This window comes from Streptomyces sp. NPDC030862, assembly GCF_055571835.1.
The window spans coordinates 147,292-166,359 of sequence record NZ_JBVIEN010000004.1 but is presented as its reverse complement, the minus strand read 5'-3'; the positions used below and the strand labels follow the sequence as shown (position 1 = coordinate 166,359).

Sequence of the window (19,068 nt, the reverse complement as noted above, 5' to 3'; positions counted from 1 at the left end):
TTTGTGCGATCACCACGAAAGGCGACGCAGGAAGAAGTGAGTGAGCTCCCCTTTGTTTTCTCCCCCCCCCCCCCCCCCCCTCCCACCCCCCTCCCCCCCCCCCCCCCCCCCCCCCCGCACCCGGAGCCTGACCCGGTGTCGCTGGAGCGTCGGGCGCAGTCGCCCGCCGTCTGATCTTCCGGGTCTGTGGGGCGGCGCGGCTTACGCGAGCCCCGCCACCAGGTCCGCCACCGACTTGCGGCGGCCGGTGTAGAACGGGACCTCCTCGCGGACGTGCATCCGCGCCTCGGAGCCGCGCAGGTGGCGCATCAGGTCGACGATGCGGTACAGCTCGTCGGCCTCGAAGGCCAGGAGCCACTCGTAGTCGCCGAGCGAGAAGGAGGCGACGGTGTTGGCGCGCACGTCGGGGAAGCCGCGCGCCATCTTGCCGTGGTCGGCGAGCATGCGCCGCCGCTCCTCGTCGGGCAGCAGGTACCAGTCGTACGAGCGGACGAAGGGGTAGACCGAGACGTAGGCGCGCGGCGTCTCGTCGGCGAGGAACGCCGGGATGTGCGAGCGGTTGAACTCGGCGGGGCGGTGCAGCGCCATGTTGGACCAGACCGGCTCCAGGGCGCGGCCCAGCTTGGTCCGGCGGAAGAGGTTGTACGCCTCCTGGAGCGCGTCCGAGGTCTCGGCGTGCCACCAGATCATCAGGTCGGCGTCGGCGCGCAGACCGGAGACGTCGTACGTGCCGCGCACGGTGACGTCCTTGGCGGCGAGCTGGTCGAACAGCTCCTGGACCTCGTCGGCGTAGCCGGCCCGGTCCTCGGGCAGCACATCGCGCAGCTTGAAGACGGACCACAGGGTGTAGCGGATGACCTCGTTGAGGTCCTTCGCCTTCTTACCGGCGTTCGGGATCTTTTCGGGCGCACTCATACGGCTATTCTCGCTCGTCACTCAGGGTGCCCTGCGCCAGGGTCGGCGTGGCGGAGGTGGCGGCCAGGATTTCGTCGGCCGCGCGGTGCGCGCTCGCGATGGTCGCGGGGATGCCGACGCCGTCGTACACGGCCCCGCAGACGCGCAGGGCGGGCAGTTCGGCGACGGCGTCGCGGATGCGGGCGACCCGGGCGAGGTGGCCGACGGGGTACTGCGGCAGGCCGCCGATCCAGCGGGTGACTTCGGTGGCGACGGGCTTGGCGGCCAGCCCGGTGGCGGCGGCGAGGTCCTCCAGCGATACGGAGACGAGGTCGGCGTCGTCGCGCTCCAGGTGCTCCTCCTCGCCGTACCGGCCGACGGAGGTGCGGAGCACGAGCAGGTCGCCGGCGCCCTCGTCGGTCCACTTCCACTTCCGGGTGGAGAAGGTGGACGCCTTGATGGTGCGGCCGTCGACGGGCGGCACGAGGAAGCCCGAGCCCTCGGGCAGCGCCGCTTCCGCGTCGGTACGCCGGAAGGCGAGGGTGACCAGGGCCATCGACGCGTACTCGACGGCGGCGAGTTCGGCCGCGGCGGCCGGGGACTCGGCGGCGAGCAGTGCGGAGGCGGACCAGGCGGGGGTGGCGAGGACGACGGCGTCGGCGTCGAGGAGGCGCCGGTCGGTGCGGATCCGCCAGCCGCCGGCGGCGCCGCGGGTCAGGGCGTGCACCGGGGTGTCGGTGAGGACCTCGCCGCCGTGGGCGGTGATCGCGGCGGCGACGGCGCCGGGGAGCGTGCCGATGCCGCCCGCGATGCCCATGAACGCGGGGCCGGTCTGCTGCCGGGCGGCGCTCTGGACGGCGCGTACGGCCTCGGTGAGGGTGCGGTGGGCGCGCGCGGCCTCGAAGAGCTTCGGTACGGCGGCGCGCAGCGAGATGCGGTACGCGTCGCCCGCGTACACCCCGCCGAGGAGCGGTTCGACGAGCCGGTCGACGACCTCGCGGCCGAGGCGCTGCGCGACGTACGCGCCGACGGCGACGTCGTCGCCGAGCGCGTCGGGGTCGGTGGGCGGCAGGTCGCGCTCCTGCGCGATGCGGGCGACGCCCTCGGCGGAGAGCAGCCCGGCCAGGGCGGCGGCATCGCCGGGGACGCCCATGACGTGGCCCTTGGGCATGGGGCGCAGGGCGTCGCGGGTCCACACGGCGGCGGTGGCGGTGGCGGGCGGCTGGAGGTGGTCGCCGAGGCCGACGGCGCGGGCGAGGTCGACCGCCTCGGGGCGGCGGGCCAGCATCGACTCGGCGCCGAGGTCGACGGGGACGCCCGCGATCTCGCCGGCGTGGAGCTTGCCGCCGAGGCGGCCGGTGGCCTCCAGCAGGGTCACGCGCCGGCCGGCGCGGGCCAGCCGGTGGGCGGCGGCGAGACCGGCGATGCCACCGCCGATGACGACCACGTGGCCGTCGGAGCCACCGTGCACTGTGTCCGCGTTCATGGTTCAACTATGGCAAACGCCGTTCCGAGTCCCGACCGTGACCGGTTCGTAAGCCGTTTCGCAGGCCGGGGAGGCAACCGGCCCGGGCGCCCCGTACGTCGAAGGGACAGCACTCATCACGATCCTGGGGGGATCTTGCGTACACGACGACATTCCGTCGCGGTGGCGGCACTGATCGGCGCCTCGCTCGCGCTGGCCGGCTGCAGCGCCGGGGACGAGAGGAGCGCGGGCGCCGCGAAGCCGGGCGCGGCGCGCGCCGACGAGGGGGGTCAGGGCTTCACGGCCGACAAGCCCGCGGAGTCCGCCGGGTCCGGGGCGAAGGCGCCCGAGAAGGCCCCGCGGCCCCAGCACGTCATCCGCACCGCCGAGCTGGCGGTGGAGGTGGCGGACGCGGCCAAGGCGCTCGCCGCGGCCCGTGCCACCGCCGCCGAGGCGGGCGGGCACGTGGGGAACGAGACGACGGAGCGCGTCGACGACGACCACGTGACCTCCCGGATCGTGCTGCGGGTGCCGCAGGCCGCGTACGACTCCGTCCTCGGGAAGCTGGCGGGCGGCGGGAAGCTGCTGTCCCGCAAGGCGGAGGCGAAGGACGTCACGGAGCAGGTCGTCGACGTGGAGAGCCGGATCGCCACGCAGCGGGCGAGCGTCGCGCGGGTGCGCGCGCTCATGGACGAGGCGACCAAGCTCGAGGACGTGGTGACGCTGGAGAGCGAGCTGAGCCGCCGCCAGTCGGACCTGGAGTCGCTGCTGTCCCAGCAGGCGTCGCTGAAGGACCGTACGACCATGGCCACGATCACGCTGGAGCTCACCGAGCGCGAGGACGCGGCGCGGCAGACGGACGACGGCGGCCCCGGCTTCCTGGACGCGCTGAGCGGGGGCTGGAACGCACTGGTGACGGCCCTGACGTGGGTGGTGATCGTCCTGGCGGCGGTGGCGCCGTGGCTGGCGGTGCTGCTGGCGGCGTACGGGGTGTGGCGGTGGCTGGTGCGGCCGAGGCTGTCGAGGCGGCCGAAGCGCGAGAGGCCGGAGACCCCGGCGACGTAGCGTGTCGGTATGGGACGACGAGAACGACTGGTCATCATCGGCGGCGACGCGGCGGGCATGTCCGCCGCGTCGCAGGCCCGCAGGCTCAAGGGTCCGGACGAGCTGGAGATCGTCGCCTTCGAACGCGGGCACTTCACCTCGTACTCCGCGTGCGGCATTCCGTACTGGGTCGGCGGCGACGTCGACGACCGCGAGCGGCTCGTCGCGCGCGGCCCCGAGGAGCACCGGGCGCGCGGCATCGACGTGCGGCTGCGCCGCGAGGTGACCGAGCTGGACCCGGACAAGCGGCGGGTACGCGTGCGGAACCTGCAGTCGGGCACCGACGTGTGGGAGCGGTACGACAAGCTGGTGATCGCGACGGGCGCCCGCCCGGTGCGGCCTCCGCTGCCGGGCATCGACGCTCCGGGCGTGCACGGCGTGCAGACCCTCGACGACGGTCAGGCGCTGCTGGACACGCTCACGGCGCTGAACGGCACACCGGGGCGGCGGGCCGTCGTCGTCGGCGCCGGGTACATCGGCGTGGAGATGGCGGAGGCGCTGCTCAACCGGGGCTATGAGGTGACGGTGCTGAACCGGGGCGAGCAGCCGATGTCGACGCTCGACCCCGACATGGGGCGGCTGGTGCACGAGGCGATGGACGGCCTCGGCATCACCACGGTCGGCGGCGCGGAGGTCACCAAGATCCTCACGAGTGACGACGGCCGGGTCCGGGCCGTGGCGACCGAGGACGCCGAGTACCCGGCGGACGTCGTCGTCCTCGGCATGGGCGTGGAGCCGGAGACGGGCCTCGCGCGGGCGGCGGGGCTGCCGCTCGGCGCGTACGGCGGGCTGCTGACCGACCTGTCGATGCGGGTGCGCGGCCGGGACGACATCTGGGCGGGCGGCGACTGCGTGGAGGTCCTGGACCTGGTCTCCGGCCGCGAGCGGCACATCGCGCTCGGCACCCACGCCAACAAGCACGGCCAGGTCATCGGCTCAAACGTGGCGGGCGGCTACGGCACCTTCCCGGGCGTCGTCGGTACGGCGGTGAGCAAGGTCTGCTCGCTGGAGATCGCCCGCACGGGCCTGCGCGAGCGGGACGCGGAGGCGGTGGGGCTGCGGTTCGTGGCGGTGACGGTCGAGTCGACGAGCCGCGCCGGGTACTACCCCGGCGCGGCCCCGATGACGGTGAAGATGCTCGCCGAGCGCCGCACGGGCCGGCTCCTCGGCGTCCAGATCGTCGGCCGCGAGGGCGCCGCGAAGCGGGTGGACATCGCGGCGGTGGCGCTGACCGCCCGCATGACCGTGGAGCAGGTCGCCGCCCTGGACCTGGGCTACGCCCCGCCGTTCTCCCCGGTGTGGGACCCGGTGCAGGTCGCCGCCCGCAAGGCCGTGGCGGCGGTGCGGGCGGCGGGGTGAGTCAGCGCGCGGTCTGCGTGTGGACGTACTCGACCAGGCGCGTCAGGGCGTCCGGGTCGGTCGTCGGCAGGACGCCGTGGCCGAGGTTGAAGACGTGGCCCTCCAGGCCGGCCGCGGCGTCCAGCACCTCGCGGGTCTTCGCCTCGACGGCCTCGGGGGTGGAGAACAGGACCGCCGGGTCGAGGTTGCCCTGGAGCGCCTTGCCGGGGCCGACGCGGCGGGCCGCCTCGTCCAGCGGGACGCGCCAGTCGACGCCGACGACGTCGGCGCCCGCCTCGCCCATGAGGCCGAGGAGCTCGCCGGTGCCGACGCCGAAGTGGATGCGCGGCACGCCGTAGGAGGCGACGGCGTCGAAGACCTTGGTGGAGGCGGGCATCACCGAGCGGCGGTAGTCGGCGGGGGCGAGGGCGCCGACCCAGGAGTCGAAGAGCTGGACGGCGGAGGCGCCGGCCTCGATCTGCACCTTGAGGAAGGCGGCGGTGATCTCCGCGAGCCGGTCCAGCAGGTCGGCCCACAGCTCGGGGTCGCCGTACATGAGCGCCTTGGTGTGCTCGTGGTTGCGCGACGGTCCGCCCTCAACGAGGTAGCTCGCGAGGGTGAAGGGCGCGCCCGCGAAGCCGATCAGCGGGGTGGCGCCGAGCTCGCCGGTGAGCATGCCGATGGCCTCGGTGACGTACGCGACGTCGTCCGGGGTGAGGTCGCGCAGCCGGGCGAGGTCCTCGCGGCGGCGGATCGGTTCCGCGACGACCGGGCCGACACCGGGCTTGATGTCGAGGTCGATGCCGATGGCCTTGAGGGGGACGACGATGTCGCTGAAGTAGATCGCGGCGTCGACCTTGTGGCGGCGGACCGGCTGGAGGGTGATCTCGGTGACGAGCTCGGGCCGCATGCAGGACTCGAGCATCGGGATGCCCTCGCGCACCTTCAGGTACTCGGGCAGCGAGCGACCCGCCTGGCGCATGAACCACACCGGGGTGTGGGGCACGGGTTCGCGCCGGCACGCCTTGAGGAAGGCGGAATCTGCGACGGCGTTGGTCTGCGGCTGCTGGCCCGAGGGGCTGTCGATGGCACTCACGCCCAGAATCTTCGCATGCGGGCGCAAGCCGCTTCGCCGGTGAGGGTGTCCCTCCCTGCGCGAGGGGCTCCTTCCGCCTACTCTTCCCCGCATGGCTGCGGCTCAGGGACAGTTCTCCGATCACCCCGCCCACTCCGAGGGCCCCGAGGGCGTGCCGCCCGCCTTCGCGCTGGCGGTCGACGCCCTGCGCACGGCGCGCGTCCGGCCGGAGGTCGAGGCGGAACCGACGCGCCCGCCGCAGCGGCTGGCCCCGTACGCGTACGCCCTGGAGGCTGCGGTCGTCGAGGGCGAGGAGGACCTGGCGGACGGGCGGCTGGTGCTGCTGCACGATCCGGCGGGGCACGACGCCTGGAAGGGCACCTTCCGGCTGGTGACGCTGGTGCGCGCGGAGCTGGAGCCGGAGATGGCCGCCGATCCGCTGCTGCCGGAGGTGTGCTGGTCGTGGCTGACGGGTGCGCTGGAGGCGCGGGGGCTCGCGTACGGGGAGGCGAGCGGGACCGTCACCCGTGCGGGGTCTCACTACTTCGGTGGACTCGCGGAACGCCGTCCGGCGACGCAGATCGAGATCCGCGCCTCCTGGACGCCGCGCGAGGGGCGGGGCGGCGTGCCGGACGCGGCGGGGCACCTGACGGCCTGGTGCGACCTGCTGTGCCAGATCGCGGGGCTCCCGCCGTCGGCTCCCGGACCGCTGGACGGGGGCGCGGGGTCGCCGGGGGCGGGCGTGGTGTCGCTGCCGCAGCGGCGTGGTCCGCAGCGCCCCTGACGGTCCACGGGAACGCTCGCGCGCGCCGTACGAGCCCTACGATGCGACGACCGGGCGACGGCCGCGTACGGGTCCGGCGCCGCCGGAGTGCGGGGGCGCGTGGCCCCGATCGCAGGGGGGCGCTCGTAAGATGATCGATCGCCCGTCCGAATTGCCCCAATTGTTACTCACCAAATCGTGATCTTCCCCTAAAGGCGGACGGGTGGGCTGCCGAAGAGGTCTGTGACCCTTCAAACACGGTTCGCCCCGGCTTTTCCCCGAGCCGGCTGTGTCCCGCACCTTCCCAGGAGGCCTGGTGTCCGTTCTCCTCGAGCAGCCCGCAAGCCTGGTCGCCTACCGCCCGAACAAGCCGACGGCCATGGTCGTCGTGGCCGACCCGCGCGTCCGCTCGACCGTGACCCGCCACTTGTGGGCACTCGGCGTGCGTGACGTCATCGAGGCGTCGTCCATCGCGGAGGCTCGTCCCAGAATCGGCAACCCGCGCGACATCTGCGTTGCCGACGTCCACCTGCCCGACGGTTCCGGGCTGACCCTGCTGTCCGAGACCCGCGCCGCCGGCTGGCCCAACGGCCTGGCCCTCTCGGCGGCGGACGACATCGGCGCCGTGCGCAACGCCCTCGCGGGCGGAGTCAAGGGCTATGTCGTCACCGGTACGCGCACCAACATCGGCCACCCGACCCGACCCGGCGCCGCCCCCATCGGCGCCGCCGCCCGGATGCACCGCCGTCCCCCCGGCGCCCCGAGCCACCCGGGCGGCTACCGCGAGCTCTCCGGCCGTGAGGTGGAGGTGCTCCGCCTCGTGGCGGAGGGGCAGTCGAACAAGGCCATCGGCGTCTCGATGGGCCTGTCCGCGCTGACCGTCAAGAGCCACCTCGCCCGCATCGCCCGCAAGCTCGGCACCGGCGACCGGGCCGGGATGGTCGCCGTGGCACTTCGTACGGGAATCATCCACTGACCGGTTCACACCACATCCACGCCCGTCGACGGAACGTTCCGTCGGCGGGCGCTTGCCGTTCACAGATACCCTTGACAGGTGACCGACGCCCAAGAGACCGCAGCAGAGACCGTACTGCGCATCACCGGGGGCGGCCCTCCGGACGACGGCGTCGCAGACGGCGCAGTCGACGGGACGCCGATCCCCTTGCTGGCGCCCCGTGAAGGGGTGCCGCCCGTGGTGGCCGACGAGCATGCCCTCGCGCAGGTGATCGCCGCCTTCGCCGAGGGCACCGGACCCGTGGCCGTGGACGCGGAGCGCGCCTCCGGCTACCGCTACGGGCAGCGCGCCTATCTGGTGCAGCTGCGCCGCGAGGGCGCGGGCACCGCGCTGATCGACCCGGTGGGCTGCCCGGACCTGTCCGCGCTCGGCGAGGCGCTCGCCGACGCCGAGTGGATCCTGCACGCCGCGACGCAGGACCTGCCATGCCTGCGCGAAATAGGCATGGTCCCGACCCGGCTCTTCGACACCGAGCTCGCCGGGCGGCTCGCGGGCTTCCCGCGCGTCGGCCTCGGCGCGATGGTCGAGGTCGTACTGGGCTACGCCCTGGAGAAGGGGCACTCGGCGGTGGACTGGTCCACCCGCCCGCTGCCCGACCCCTGGCTCCGGTACGCCGCGCTGGACGTCGAGCTCCTCGTCGACCTGCGTGACGCACTGGAGAAGGAGCTGGACCGGCAGGGCAAGCTGGACTGGGCGCACCAGGAGTTCCACGCGATCGCCTCGGCCCCGCCGCCCCCGCCCCGCAAGGACCCCTGGCGCCGTACGTCCGGGATGCACAAGGTGCGGCGCCGCCGCCAGATGGCGGTCGTCCGGGAGCTGTGGACGGCCCGGGACCGGATCGCCCAGCGGCGCGACGTGTCGCCGGGCAAGGTGCTCAGCGACGCCGCGATCGTGGAGGCCGCCCTCGCCCTGCCGGCGAACGTCCACGCGCTCACCGCGCTGAGCGGTTTCGGCCACCGCATGGGCCGCCGCCAGCTGGAGCAGTGGCAGGCGGCCGTCGACCGGGCCAAGGCCCTGCCGGACGCCGAGCTCCCGCAGCCCGGTCAGCAGGTGGCGGGCCCGCCGCCGCCGCGCGCCTGGGCGGAGAAGGACCCGGCGGCCGCGGCCCGCCTCTCGGCCGCCCGCGCGGCGGTCTCGGCCCTCGCGGAGCAGCTGAACCTGCCTCCGGAGAACCTGATCACCCCGGACACGGTCCGCCGGGTCTGCTGGGAGCCGCCGAAGGAACCGACGCCGGACGCGGTCGCGGCCGTGCTCGCCGGATACGGCGCGCGGCCCTGGCAGGTCGAGCAGGTGACGCCGGCGCTGGTGACGGCGCTGGCCGGCGCGAACGAGCAGCAGCAGTAGGCGTAGGAGCAGCGGAAAAGGGTGCCCCCTCCGGCGGAGGGGGCACCCTTCTGTTGTGACCACGCAGTGTGACGTTCACCGCTCCGGGCGGGGGGACTGTGCAGCCTGGTTACTCGTAAGTAGCATGGGGGCTGCAAGCGCACGCTTAGCCGCGTCCGCAGCAGTGCAGTGCCATCCCGCACCCTGGAGGAGAGCCATCGTGCCTCGTACCGTCAGGGACGTCGTCTTCGTCGACGGCGTCCGCACCCCGTTCGGCAAGGCGGGCCCGAAGGGCATCTACCACGAGACCCGTGCCGACGATCTCGTCGTGAAGGCGATCCGGGAGCTGCTGCGCCGCAACCCGGACCTGGACCCCGCGTCGATCGACGAGGTCGCCATCGCCGCGACCACCCAGATCGGTGACCAGGGCCTGACCATCGGCCGTACGGCCGGCATCCTGGCGGGTCTGCCGCAGTCCGTGCCCGGGTACTCCATCGACCGCATGTGCGCGGGCGCCCTGACCGCCGTGACCGCGGTCGCGGGCAGCGTGGCCTTCGGCGCGTACGACGTCGCCATCGCCGGTGGCGTCGAGCACATGGGCCGCCACCCCATGGGTGAGGGCGTCGACCCGAACCCGCGCTTCGTCAGCGAGAAGCTGGTCGACGAGTCGGCCCTCTTCATGGGCATGACCGCGGAGAACCTGCACGACCGGTACCCGCACATCACCAAGCTGCGCGCCGACGAGTACGCCGTGCGCTCGCAGGAGAAGGCCGCCAAGGCGTACGCCGACGGCAAGATCCAGGCCGACCTGGTGCCGATCTCGGTGCGCCGCACCAACGCCGAGGCCGGCGAGACCGGCTGGGGCCTGGTCACCGCCGACGAGCCGATGCGCCCGGGCACCACGCTGGAGAACCTGGCCGGCCTGAAGACGCCGTTCCGTACCCACGGGCGCGTCACCGCCGGTAACGCCGCGGGCCTCAACGACGGCGCCACCGCGTCGATCATCGCGTCCGAGGACTTCGCCCGCGAGAACGGCCTGCCGGTCAAGATGCGCCTGGTCTCCTACGCCTTCGCCGGCGTCGAGCCCGAGGTCATGGGCTACGGCCCGATCCCGGCCACCGAGAAGGCACTGGGCAAGGCCGGTCTGACCATCGGTGACATCGGCCTGTTCGAGATCAACGAGGCCTTCGCCGTCCAGGTCCTGGCCTTCCTCGACCACTACGGCATCGCCGACGACGACGCCCGCGTCAACCAGTACGGCGGCGCCATCGCGTTCGGCCACCCGCTCGCCTCCTCCGGCGTACGCCTGATGACGCAGCTGGCGCGGCAGTTCGAGGAGCAGCCCGAGGTCCGTTACGGCCTCACCACCATGTGCGTCGGCTTCGGCATGGGCGCCACGGTCATCTGGGAGAACCCGAACCACAAGGACGCCGGAGGCGAGAAGTGAGCACCACCGCTGAGCTCCTGAAAGGTGCGGCCGAGCTGTTCCCGGACGAGGTCGTCACGAGCGCGCACGTACGCCACTTCGACCTGCCGTTCGGCGCGGGGAAGTTCGCGCTGATCACGCTGGACAACGGCTTCGACCACACCAAGCCGACCACCTTCGGCCCGCAGTCGCTCGCCAACCTGAACGCGGCGATCGACCAGGTCGAGAAGGAGGCGTCCGAGGGCGCCATCGTCGGTGTCGGCATCACCGGCAAGCCGTTCATCTTCGCCGTCGGCGCCGACCTCAAGGGCGTCGAGCTGCTGAAGCGCCACGAGGACGCGCTCGCCATCGGCAAGGGCGGCCACGACGTCTTCAAGCGGCTGTCCGGCCTGGCCGTGCCGACGTTCGCCTACTACAACGGCGCGGCGATGGGCGGCGGTGTCGAGGTCGGTCTGCACTGCACCTACCGCACCGTGTCGGCGGCCGTGCCGGCGTTCTCGCTGCCCGAGGTCTTCCTGGGCCTCGTCCCGGGCTGGGGCGGCTGCACCATCCTGCCGAACCTGATCGGCGCGGACCGCGCGGTCTCGGTCATCATCGAGAACTCGCTCAACCAGAACAAGCAGCTCAAGGGCGCTCAGGTCTACGAGCTCGGCATCGCCGACGCGATCTTCGAGGGCGCGGACTTCCTGGAGCAGTCCCTGCTGTGGACGGCCTCCGTCCTCAAGGGCGAGATCGTCGTCGAGCGCGCGGACGTCGACCGCGGCGAGGGCTGGGACCAGGCCGTCGCCCGCGGCCGGTTCATCGCCGACTCCAAGGTGCACGGCGCGGCCCCGGCCGCGTACCGCGCCCTGGACATCATCGAGGCGGCCAAGGACGGCGACCTCCAGAAGGGCTTCGACGCCGAGGACACGGCGCTCGCCGACCTCATCATGGGCGGTGAGCTGCGCTCCGGCATCTACGCCTTCAACCTGGTGCAGAAGCGCGCCAAGCGCCCGGCCGGCGCGCCGGACAAGAGCCTGGCCCGCCCGGTCACCAAGGTCGGCGTCGTCGGCGCCGGTCTGATGGCCTCCCAGCTGGCGCTGCTCTTCCTGCGCCGCCTGGAGGTGCCGGTCGTGCTGACCGACATCGACCAGGAGCGCGTCGACAAGGGCGTGGGCTACGTCCACGGCGAGATCGACAAGCTGCTCGGCAAGGGCCGCATCAACCAGGACAAGGCCAACCGCCTCAAGGGCCTGGTCTCCGGTGTCCTGGACAAGGCCGAGGGCTTCGCGGACGCGGACTTCATCATCGAGGCCGTGTTCGAGGAGATGTCGGTCAAGCAGAAGGTGTTCGCGGAGGTCGAGGCGGTCGCCCCGGCGCACGCGATCCTCGCCACCAACACCTCCTCGCTGTCCGTGTCGGAGATGGCGTCGAAGCTCCAGCACCCGGAGCGGGTCGTCGGCTTCCACTTCTTCAACCCGGTCGCGATCCTCCCGCTGCTGGAGATCGTGCGCGGCGAGAAGACGGACGACGCGTCGCTCGCCACCGCCTTCGGTGTCGCGAAGAAGCTGAAGAAGACGGCCGTGCTGACGAAGGACGCCCCGGCGTTCGTCGTCAACCGCATCCTCACCCGCTTCATGGGCGAGATCCAGAACGTCATCGACGAGGGCACCCCGGTCGCCACCGCCGAGAAGGCCATCGAGCCGCTTGGTCTGCCGATGTCCCCGCTGGTGCTGCTGGAGCTGGTCGGCCCGGCGATCGGTCTGCACGTCTCGGAGACGCTCAACCGCGCCTTCCCGGACCGCTTCACGGTCTCCCCGAACCTCAAGGCGGTCGTCGAGGCCGGCAAGCGCGGCTTCTACGTCTACGACTCCGGCAAGCCGGAGCTGGACCCCGAGGTCGCCGCGCTGCTCAAGCAGGGCGACGTCGTCCTGACCGAGGAGCAGGTCCGCGCCCGCGTCCTGGACGCGGTGGCGCAGGAGATCGGCCTGATGCTGGAGGAGGGTGTCGTCGCCGAGGCGCAGGACATCGACCTGTGCCTGATCACCGGTGCCGGCTGGCCCTTCCACCTGGGCGGCATCACGCCGTACCTGGACCGTGAGGGCGTCTCGGAGCGCGTCAACGGCAAGCGGTTCCTGCCGCAGGGCGTGGCGAGCGTCCCGGCGTAACCCGTCTGTCATGCCTCACCGCCCCGGCACCGCGCGCTCGCGGTGCCGGGGCGGTGGCGTTGTCGGCGCCGGATGGGAGGCTGGGGCCATGAGCGTCTTGGTGGTCGTCGACGCGGCGAACGTGGTGGGCTCCGTCCCGGACGGCTGGTGGCGCGACCGGCGCGCCGCCGCCGAGCGGCTGCGGGACCGGCTGGTGCCGTACGCGGCGGAGGGCGTGGCCGGGCGCCCGGGGCCGGTCGAGGTCGTGCTGGTCGTGGAGGGGCGGGCGCGCGGCGTGGAGTCCGTACCGGGGGTGCGGGTGGAGTCGGCGCCCGGCAGCGGGGACGACCTCATCGCCGAGCTGGCGCGCGAGGCCCGGGAAGCAGCAGGCCGGCCGTGCCTGGTGGTCACGGCCGACCGGGAGCTGCGGCGGCGGGTGGAGGCGTACGGCGCCGAGTGCGCCGGGCCCCGGGCGGTGCACGGCCCGCCCTCCTGAAACCCCTAGGCGTCGCGGGTGCCCAGCGGGACCCGGCGCCCGCCGAGCCGGCTGTGGGAGCGGCCGTACAGGAAGTACACGACGATGCCGAACGCCATCCAGACGGCGAACCGGAACCACGTCTCCCCCGGCAGGTTGAGCATCAGCCACACCGACGCCGCGACCGACAGGATCGGGATGAAGGGGACCCACGGCGTGCGGAACGCCCGGTGCAGGTCGGGCCGGGTGCGGCGCAGGATGATCACGCCGAGCGCGACCACGACGAAGGCGAAGAGCGTGCCGATGTTCACCAGGGTCGCCAGCTCGTTGATGCTGGTGAAACCGGCGATGATCGCGATGAGCACGCCGAGGAGGATGGTCGGGCGGTACGGGGTGCGGAACTTCGGGTGCGTGACGGAGAAGAACCGTGGCAGCAGGCCGTCGCGGCTCATGGCGAAGAAGACCCGGGTCTGGCCGAGGAGCAGGATCAGGCACACGGTGGTGAGGCCGACGGCGGCGCCGAAGCTGATGACACCGGCGTAGAAGGGGTGTCCGGTCGCCTTGAAGGCGTCGGCGAGCGGGGCGCTCACCGACAGCCGGCTGTAATGCTGCATGCCGGTGACGACGAGCGAGACGGCGACGTAGAGCACGGTGCAGATGAGCAGCGAGCCGAGGATGCCGCGCGGCATGTCGCGCTGCGGGAGCTTGGTCTCCTCGGCGGCGGTGGCCACCACGTCGAAGCCGATGAAGGCGAAGAAGACGACGGACGCGGCGGTGAAGATGCCCATGACGCCGAAGTTGGTCGGCTCGTAACCGAAGATCGTCTGCACGAGTGGCGCGTCCCAGCCGGAGGACGTCGGCGGGGTCACCGGGTCGGGGATGAACGGCGAGTAGTTGTCCCCCACGATGAAGAACAGACCCGCGATGATCACGATCATGACCACGGTCACCTTGATGGCCACGACCAGCGCGGTGATGTTGGCGGACAGCTTCATGCCGAGCACGAGGATCGCGGTCAGGACCAGGACCAGCAGGAAGGCGAGGAGGTCGAAGGTGCCGTCCGCCACGTCCGGTCCCTGCAGCGCCGCCGGAAGGTGCCAGTCCACGTTGTCCATCAGCGAGCGCACGTAGCCCGACCAGCCGACGGCCACCACGGCCGTGCCGAGGGCGAACTCGAGGACCAGGTCCCACCCGATGATCCACGCGGGCAGCTCGCCGAGGGAGGCGTACGCGAAGGTGTACGCCGATCCGGCCACGGGGACGGTGGAGGCGAACTCGGCGTAGCAGAGGGCGGCGAGGGCGCAGACGACGCCCGCCGCGACGAACGCGAGCGCGGTGGCGGGTCCGGCGGTCTCCTTGGCCACCTTGCCGGTGAGGACGAAGATGCCGGTGCCGATGATGACGCCGACGCCGAACACGGTCAGGTCCCAGGCGGAGAGGGACTTCTTGAGCGCGTGCTCCGGCTCCTCGGTGTCCTGGATCGACTGCTCCACGCTCTTCGTCCGGAACAGCCCGGTATCGCGTGATTGCTGGCCTGTGCTCACCGGCGTACCTCCGTACGTACCCATCGGCCCCTAAGGCCATGATCGGGAGGGGTACGGGGCGGCGCCCGCCGTGAGGGGCCGTTTCACACCAATGGACCGGCCGGAAACCCCTCGGGTACTCCGACCGGTCCAATCAGGTGCGCGGCGGTGGCGGTGGCGGCCGCGGCGGCGTCAGTCGCGTGCGGCCTGGATCTCGGCCTCGTCGTACCGGCCGTCGAGCGTGGAGACCAGCCCGGTGACCTGGCGGGCGATGTCCGGGGCCGTCAGGCCGATCTCGGCCAGGATCTCCGCGCGCGAGGCGTGGTCCAGGAAGCGCGGCGGGATGCCGAAGTCGCGCAGCGGTACGTCGACGCCCGCGTCGCGCAGGGCCTGGGCGACCGCACAGCCGACGCCGCCGACGCGGCCGTTGTCCTCGACGGTGACGATCACGCGGTGCCGGGCGGCGAGCGGCGCCATGGCCTCGTCGACCGGCTTGACCCAGCGCGGGTCGACGACGGTGGTGGAGATGCCCTGCTGGTCGAGCAGCCCGGCGATCTCCAGGCACATCGGCGCCAGCGCGCCGACCGAGACCAGCAGCACGTCCGGGGAGTCGGTGCCGGCCTCGCGCAGCACGTCCATGGAGCCGACGCGCCCCACGGCCTGGACGGCCGGACCGACCGCGCCCTTGGAGTAGCGCACGACGGTCGGCGCGTCCTTGACCTCGACGGCCTCGCGCAGCTGGGCGCGGACCTGGTCGGCGTCGCGCGGGGCGGCGATCCTGATGCCCGGGACGACCTGGAGGATCGACATGTCCCACATGCCGTTGTGGGAGGCGCCGTCGGTGCCGGTGACGCCGGCCCGGTCCAGGACGAAGGTCACGCCGCAGTTGTGCAGGGCGACGTCCATCAGGACCTGGTCGAAGGCGCGGTTGAGGAAGGTCGCGTACACGGCGACGACCGGGTGGAGGCCGCCGGTGGCGAGGCCGGCCGCGGACACGGCGGCGTGCTGCTCGGCGATGCCGACGTCGTACACCCGGTCCGGGAAGGCCTTGGCGAACTTGTCGAGGCCCACCGGCTGGAGCATCGCGGCGGTGATGGCGACGATGTCCTCGCGCTCGTGGCCGAGCTTGACCATCTCGTCGGCGAAGACCCCGGTCCAGTCGGCGCCGGAGGTGGAGATCGGCAGGCCGGTGTCCGGGTGGATCTTGCCGACGGCGTGGAAGCGGTCGGCCTCGTCCGCCAGGGCGGGCTGGTAGCCGCGGCCCTTCTCGGTGAGGCAGTGCACGATCACCGGGCCGCCGAACCGCTTGGCGCGGGAGAGGGCGGACTCCAGCGCCTCGATGTCGTGGCCGTCGATGGGGCCGACGTACTTCAGGCCGAGGTCCTCGAACATGCCCTGCGGGGCGATGAAGTCCTTCAGGCCCTTCTTGGCGCCGTGCAGCGTCTCGTACAGCGGCTTCCCGACGACCGGCGTGCGGTCGAGGATCTCCTTCGTACGGGCGAGGAAACGCTCGTAGCCGTCGGTGGTGCGGAGCGTGGCGAGGTGGTTGGCGAGGCCGCCGATGGTCGGGGCGTAGGAGCGCTCGTTGTCGTTGACGACGATGACGAGCGGGCGGTCCTTGGCCTCGGCGATGTTGTTCAGGGCCTCCCAGGCCATGCCGCCGGTGAGCGCGCCGTCGCCGATGACGGCGACGACGTGGTCGTCCTTCTTCAGCACCTCGTTCGCCTTGGCGAGGCCGTCGGCCCAGCCGAGGACCGTGGAGGCGTGGCTGTTCTCGATGACGTCGTGCTCGGACTCGGCCCGGGCCGGGTAGCCGGACAGGCCGCCCTTCATCTTCAGCCGCGAGAAGTCCTGTCGGCCGGTGAGCAGCTTGTGGACGTAGGACTGGTGGCCGGTGTCCCACAGGATCTTGTCCTTGGGCGACTCGAAGACCCGGTGCAGGGCGATGGTCAGCTCGACCACACCGAGGTTGGGGCCGAGGTGGCCGCCTGTCTTGGACACGGCGTCCACGAGGAAGGACCGGATCTCCGCGGCCAGCTGCTCCAGCTGCTCCGGGGAGAGCCGGTCGAGATCGCGCGGGCCCGTGATACGGGTCAGCAGAGCCACCCGTGCCTCCTTGCGTGTTGAGCTGGTCGAGCTGCCGATTTTGTCGAGTCTAATGTTCCGCTCCCGATCATCATCATCGGGCGGGTCCCCCTACGTCATCACATTGGCGCAGACGCAGCGGTGCCCGGCACCGGTTCAGCGGTGCCGGGCACTGCGGCGCATCTCACCCGTGAGGCTAGGCGCGGCCCGCGGTCTTCTGCGTGCGGCGGGAGACCGAGTCGATCACGACGGCGGCGAGGAGCACCGCGCCGGTGATCATGTACTGGATCTCGGAGGCCATGCCGAGCATGTTCAGGCCCTGCTGGATCGCCTGGATGACGATCATGCCGAGCAGGGCGGACCATACCTTGCCGCGGCCGCCGAAGAGGCTGGTGCCGCCGATGACGGCCGCCGCGATGACGAGCATCAGGGTGTTGCCGCCGCCGAGGCTCTTGGTGGCGCCGCCGGAGAGGCTGGCCACGAAGAGGCCGCCGAAGGCGGCGAGCAGGCCGGAGAGGCCGAAGACGGTGATCCGGATCCGGTCGACGTTGATGCCGGCGCGGCGCGCGGCCTCGGCGTTGCCGCCGACCGCGAAGACCTGGCGGCCGAAGGTGGTGCGGCGGGCGACGAAGTCGGCGACGACCAGGACGACCAGGAAGAGCACCAGCGCGAGCGGCAGGCCGCGGGCGCCGGCGGGCTCGTTGAGCACGTACGCGACGACGAAGCACAGCACCGCGACGACGGCCGTGCGCAGGACGACCTCGCTGGTGGGGCGGGCGAGGAGGCCGGCCGCCTTGCGGCGCCGGCTGTCCAGGAGCAGGGACGCGGCGTACGCGAGGACGGCGATCAGGGCGAGGCCGTACGCGGCCGCCTTGTCCTCGAAGTAGTAGCCGGTCAGGTGCTCGACGATGGAGCCGGTCGGCGCGTTGATGGAGCCTTCTTTGCCCATCAGCCAGATCTGCAGGCCGCTCCAGCCGAGGAAGCCGGCGAGGGTGACGACGAAGGCCGGGACGCCGATCTTGGCGAAGAAGAAACCGTGGAGCAGGCCGAGCGCGAGGCCGCAGAGGACGGCGATGCCGACGGCGAGCCAGTCGTTCATGCCGTTGCTCACGTTGAGCACGGCCCACACGGCGGCGCCGACGCCCGCGACCGAGCCGACCGACAGGTCGATCTCGCCCAGGATCAGGACGAAGACGATGCCGACGGCCATGATGCCGAGGCCGGAGGTGTAGACGGCGATGTTGGCGACGGAGCTCGCGGAGAGGAAGTTCGCGTTCTGCGACTGGAAGACGATCGCGATGACGATCAGGCCGATGAAGACCGGGAGCGAGCCCAGCTCACCGCCGCGCACCTTGCGGGTGAACTCGGTCCAGTAGCCCTTGAGGCCCTCTTCGCGTACGAGCAGGCGGGGGTCGACGGCCGGGACGGGGGCGGCGGACTCCGCGTTCTCGCTTGCAGGGGTCTTGGTGAGGTCGCTCACTTCGCGTCCCCCTTCGTGGCCGTACGCGCCTGGCGGCGGGTCACGGCGTTGTCCGTGGCGCCGGTGATGGCGGCGATGATCTCTTCGTGCGTGGTGTCCTTCACGTTGAAGACACCGTTGTTGCGGCCCAGCCGCAGGACGGCGACCTTGTCGGCGACGGCGCGGACGTCGGCCATGTTGTGGCTGATGAGGATGACGCCGTGGCCGCGCTCCCGCAGCCGCTCGACGAGGTCGAGCACCTGGGCGGTCTGCTCGACGCCGAGGGCCGCGGTCGGCTCGTCCAGGATGACGATCTTGGGGTCGCCGATCAGGGCGCGGGCGATGGCCACGACCTGGCGCTGGCCGCCGGAGAGGGCGGCGACGGGGATGCGGACGCTCGGGATGCGGATGGACAGGGTGTCCAGCAGCTCCTTGGCCCGCTTCTCCATGGCGATCTCGTCGAGGACGGAGCCGCGGCGCAGCTCGTTGCCGAGGAAGAGGTTGGCGACGACGTCGAGGTTGTCGCAGAGCGCCAGGTCCTGGTAGACGGTGGCGACTCCGAGGTCGGAGGCCTCGTTCGGCTTCGTGATGCGGACGGGCCGGCCCTCCCACTCGATGGCGCCTTCATCGATGGGGTGGACACCCGAGATCGTCTTGACGAGCGTCGACTTGCCGGCGCCGTTGTCGCCGACCAGGGCGACCACCTCACCGGCGTGGATCTCCAGGTCTACGTCGGTGAGCGCCTGGACGGCGCCGAACCGCTTGGAGACTCCGCGCAACGCCAGCACGGGCGTAGCGAACACGTGAATCATCTCCTTCGCCGCCTGTCCGGCGGGGATGGTGGTGCGATGAGCTGAGGAAGCGTGCGAGGGGTGCGAGCGTGGGGGGCGAGAGCGGGTCCGGCGCCCGCCCCAGGTGCTTGCGGGGCATGGACGGGGCGGGGCGCCGGACCGGCGTGGGGAGGCCGCGTGTGCGGCCTTCGCGCGTGGGGGGCGGG

The 19,068-nt window shown here is 72.2% G+C and carries 15 protein-coding genes; 8 read left to right on the top strand and 7 right to left on the bottom strand.

Features of this window, described 5'->3' with window-relative positions; genetic code table 11:
* Window positions 1-201 precede the first annotated feature (201 nt).
* Together hemQ and hemG are read right to left on the bottom strand one after the other, a co-directional pair.
* Window positions 202-915, bottom strand: a complete 714-nt coding sequence (gene hemQ, locus ACZ42X_RS12580) for a hydrogen peroxide-dependent heme synthase (RefSeq protein WP_361424680.1) — start codon at window positions 913-915, stop codon at window positions 202-204.
* 4 nt (window positions 916-919) lie between these two features.
* Window positions 920-2,380 carry a protoporphyrinogen oxidase gene (hemG, locus tag ACZ42X_RS12575; protein ID WP_468287804.1) on the bottom strand — a complete coding sequence of 487 codons (1,461 nt, stop codon included), beginning with the start codon at window positions 2,378-2,380 and terminating at the stop codon, window positions 920-922.
* Window positions 2,381-2,542: 162 nt separating this feature from the next.
* On the opposite strand from hemG, the gene ACZ42X_RS12570 reads away from it, so the two are divergent.
* Window positions 2,543-3,424, top strand: a complete 882-nt coding sequence (locus ACZ42X_RS12570) for a DUF4349 domain-containing protein (protein ID WP_468287801.1) — start codon at window positions 2,543-2,545, stop codon at window positions 3,422-3,424.
* A 9-nt stretch (window positions 3,425-3,433) separates the two neighbouring features.
* Window positions 3,434-4,822 (top strand): FAD-dependent oxidoreductase, encoded by a 1,389-nt coding sequence (locus ACZ42X_RS12565; protein WP_468287799.1) that lies wholly within the window; start codon window positions 3,434-3,436, stop codon window positions 4,820-4,822.
* Window position 4,823: 1 nt separating this feature from the next.
* Here the strand turns inward: ACZ42X_RS12565 and hemE are convergent, their stop codons facing one another.
* Window positions 4,824-5,897, bottom strand: coding sequence for a uroporphyrinogen decarboxylase (gene hemE / locus ACZ42X_RS12560; protein ID WP_361424668.1), 1,074 nt, complete (start codon window positions 5,895-5,897; stop codon window positions 4,824-4,826).
* Window positions 5,898-5,988: 91 nt separating this feature from the next.
* On the opposite strand from hemE, the gene ACZ42X_RS12555 reads away from it, so the two are divergent.
* From ACZ42X_RS12555 to ACZ42X_RS12530, 6 genes are all read left to right on the top strand, one after another.
* Entirely contained in the window at window positions 5,989-6,660 is a 672-nt protein-coding gene (locus ACZ42X_RS12555) for a DUF3000 domain-containing protein (protein ID WP_468287796.1), read from the top strand.
* 295 nt (window positions 6,661-6,955) lie between these two features.
* The gene (locus tag ACZ42X_RS12550; protein ID WP_355364634.1) at window positions 6,956-7,615 is read left to right on the top strand and encodes a response regulator transcription factor; all 660 of its coding nucleotides are present in this window, start codon (window positions 6,956-6,958) and stop codon (window positions 7,613-7,615) included.
* 78 nt (window positions 7,616-7,693) lie between these two features.
* Window positions 7,694-8,998 (top strand): HRDC domain-containing protein, encoded by a 1,305-nt coding sequence (locus tag ACZ42X_RS12545; RefSeq protein WP_468287791.1) that lies wholly within the window; start codon window positions 7,694-7,696, stop codon window positions 8,996-8,998.
* A gap of 199 nt (window positions 8,999-9,197) precedes the next feature.
* Window positions 9,198-10,424 carry a thiolase family protein gene (locus ACZ42X_RS12540; RefSeq protein WP_468287788.1) on the top strand — a complete coding sequence of 409 codons (1,227 nt, stop codon included), beginning with the start codon at window positions 9,198-9,200 and terminating at the stop codon, window positions 10,422-10,424.
* On the top strand, window positions 10,421-12,550 hold the full coding sequence (locus ACZ42X_RS12535) for a 3-hydroxyacyl-CoA dehydrogenase NAD-binding domain-containing protein (protein ID WP_468287785.1): 2,130 nt from the start codon (window positions 10,421-10,423) through the stop codon (window positions 12,548-12,550). Before ACZ42X_RS12540 ends, ACZ42X_RS12535 begins: the two co-directional genes overlap by 4 nt.
* Window positions 12,551-12,638: 88 nt before the next feature.
* Window positions 12,639-13,025 (top strand): NYN domain-containing protein, encoded by a 387-nt coding sequence (locus tag ACZ42X_RS12530; RefSeq protein ID WP_468287782.1) that lies wholly within the window; start codon window positions 12,639-12,641, stop codon window positions 13,023-13,025.
* Window positions 13,026-13,030: 5 nt separating this feature from the next.
* On the opposite strand, the gene ACZ42X_RS12525 is transcribed toward ACZ42X_RS12530, so the two are convergent.
* The 4 genes from ACZ42X_RS12525 to ACZ42X_RS12510 form a co-directional block, all read right to left on the bottom strand.
* On the bottom strand, window positions 13,031-14,548 hold the full coding sequence (locus ACZ42X_RS12525) for an amino acid permease (RefSeq protein WP_468287779.1): 1,518 nt from the start codon (window positions 14,546-14,548) through the stop codon (window positions 13,031-13,033).
* A gap of 171 nt (window positions 14,549-14,719) precedes the next feature.
* On the bottom strand, window positions 14,720-16,633 hold the full coding sequence (dxs, locus tag ACZ42X_RS12520; RefSeq protein ID WP_468287776.1) for a 1-deoxy-D-xylulose-5-phosphate synthase: 1,914 nt from the start codon (window positions 16,631-16,633) through the stop codon (window positions 14,720-14,722).
* Window positions 16,634-16,808: 175 nt separating this feature from the next.
* Window positions 16,809-18,092 (bottom strand): sugar ABC transporter permease, encoded by a 1,284-nt coding sequence (locus tag ACZ42X_RS12515; RefSeq protein ID WP_468287773.1) that lies wholly within the window; start codon window positions 18,090-18,092, stop codon window positions 16,809-16,811.
* Window positions 18,089-18,883, bottom strand: a complete 795-nt coding sequence (locus ACZ42X_RS12510; protein ID WP_403552665.1) for an ATP-binding cassette domain-containing protein — start codon at window positions 18,881-18,883, stop codon at window positions 18,089-18,091. The genes ACZ42X_RS12515 and ACZ42X_RS12510 overlap by 4 nt, the downstream gene beginning before the upstream one ends.
* Window positions 18,884-19,068 lie beyond the last annotated feature (185 nt).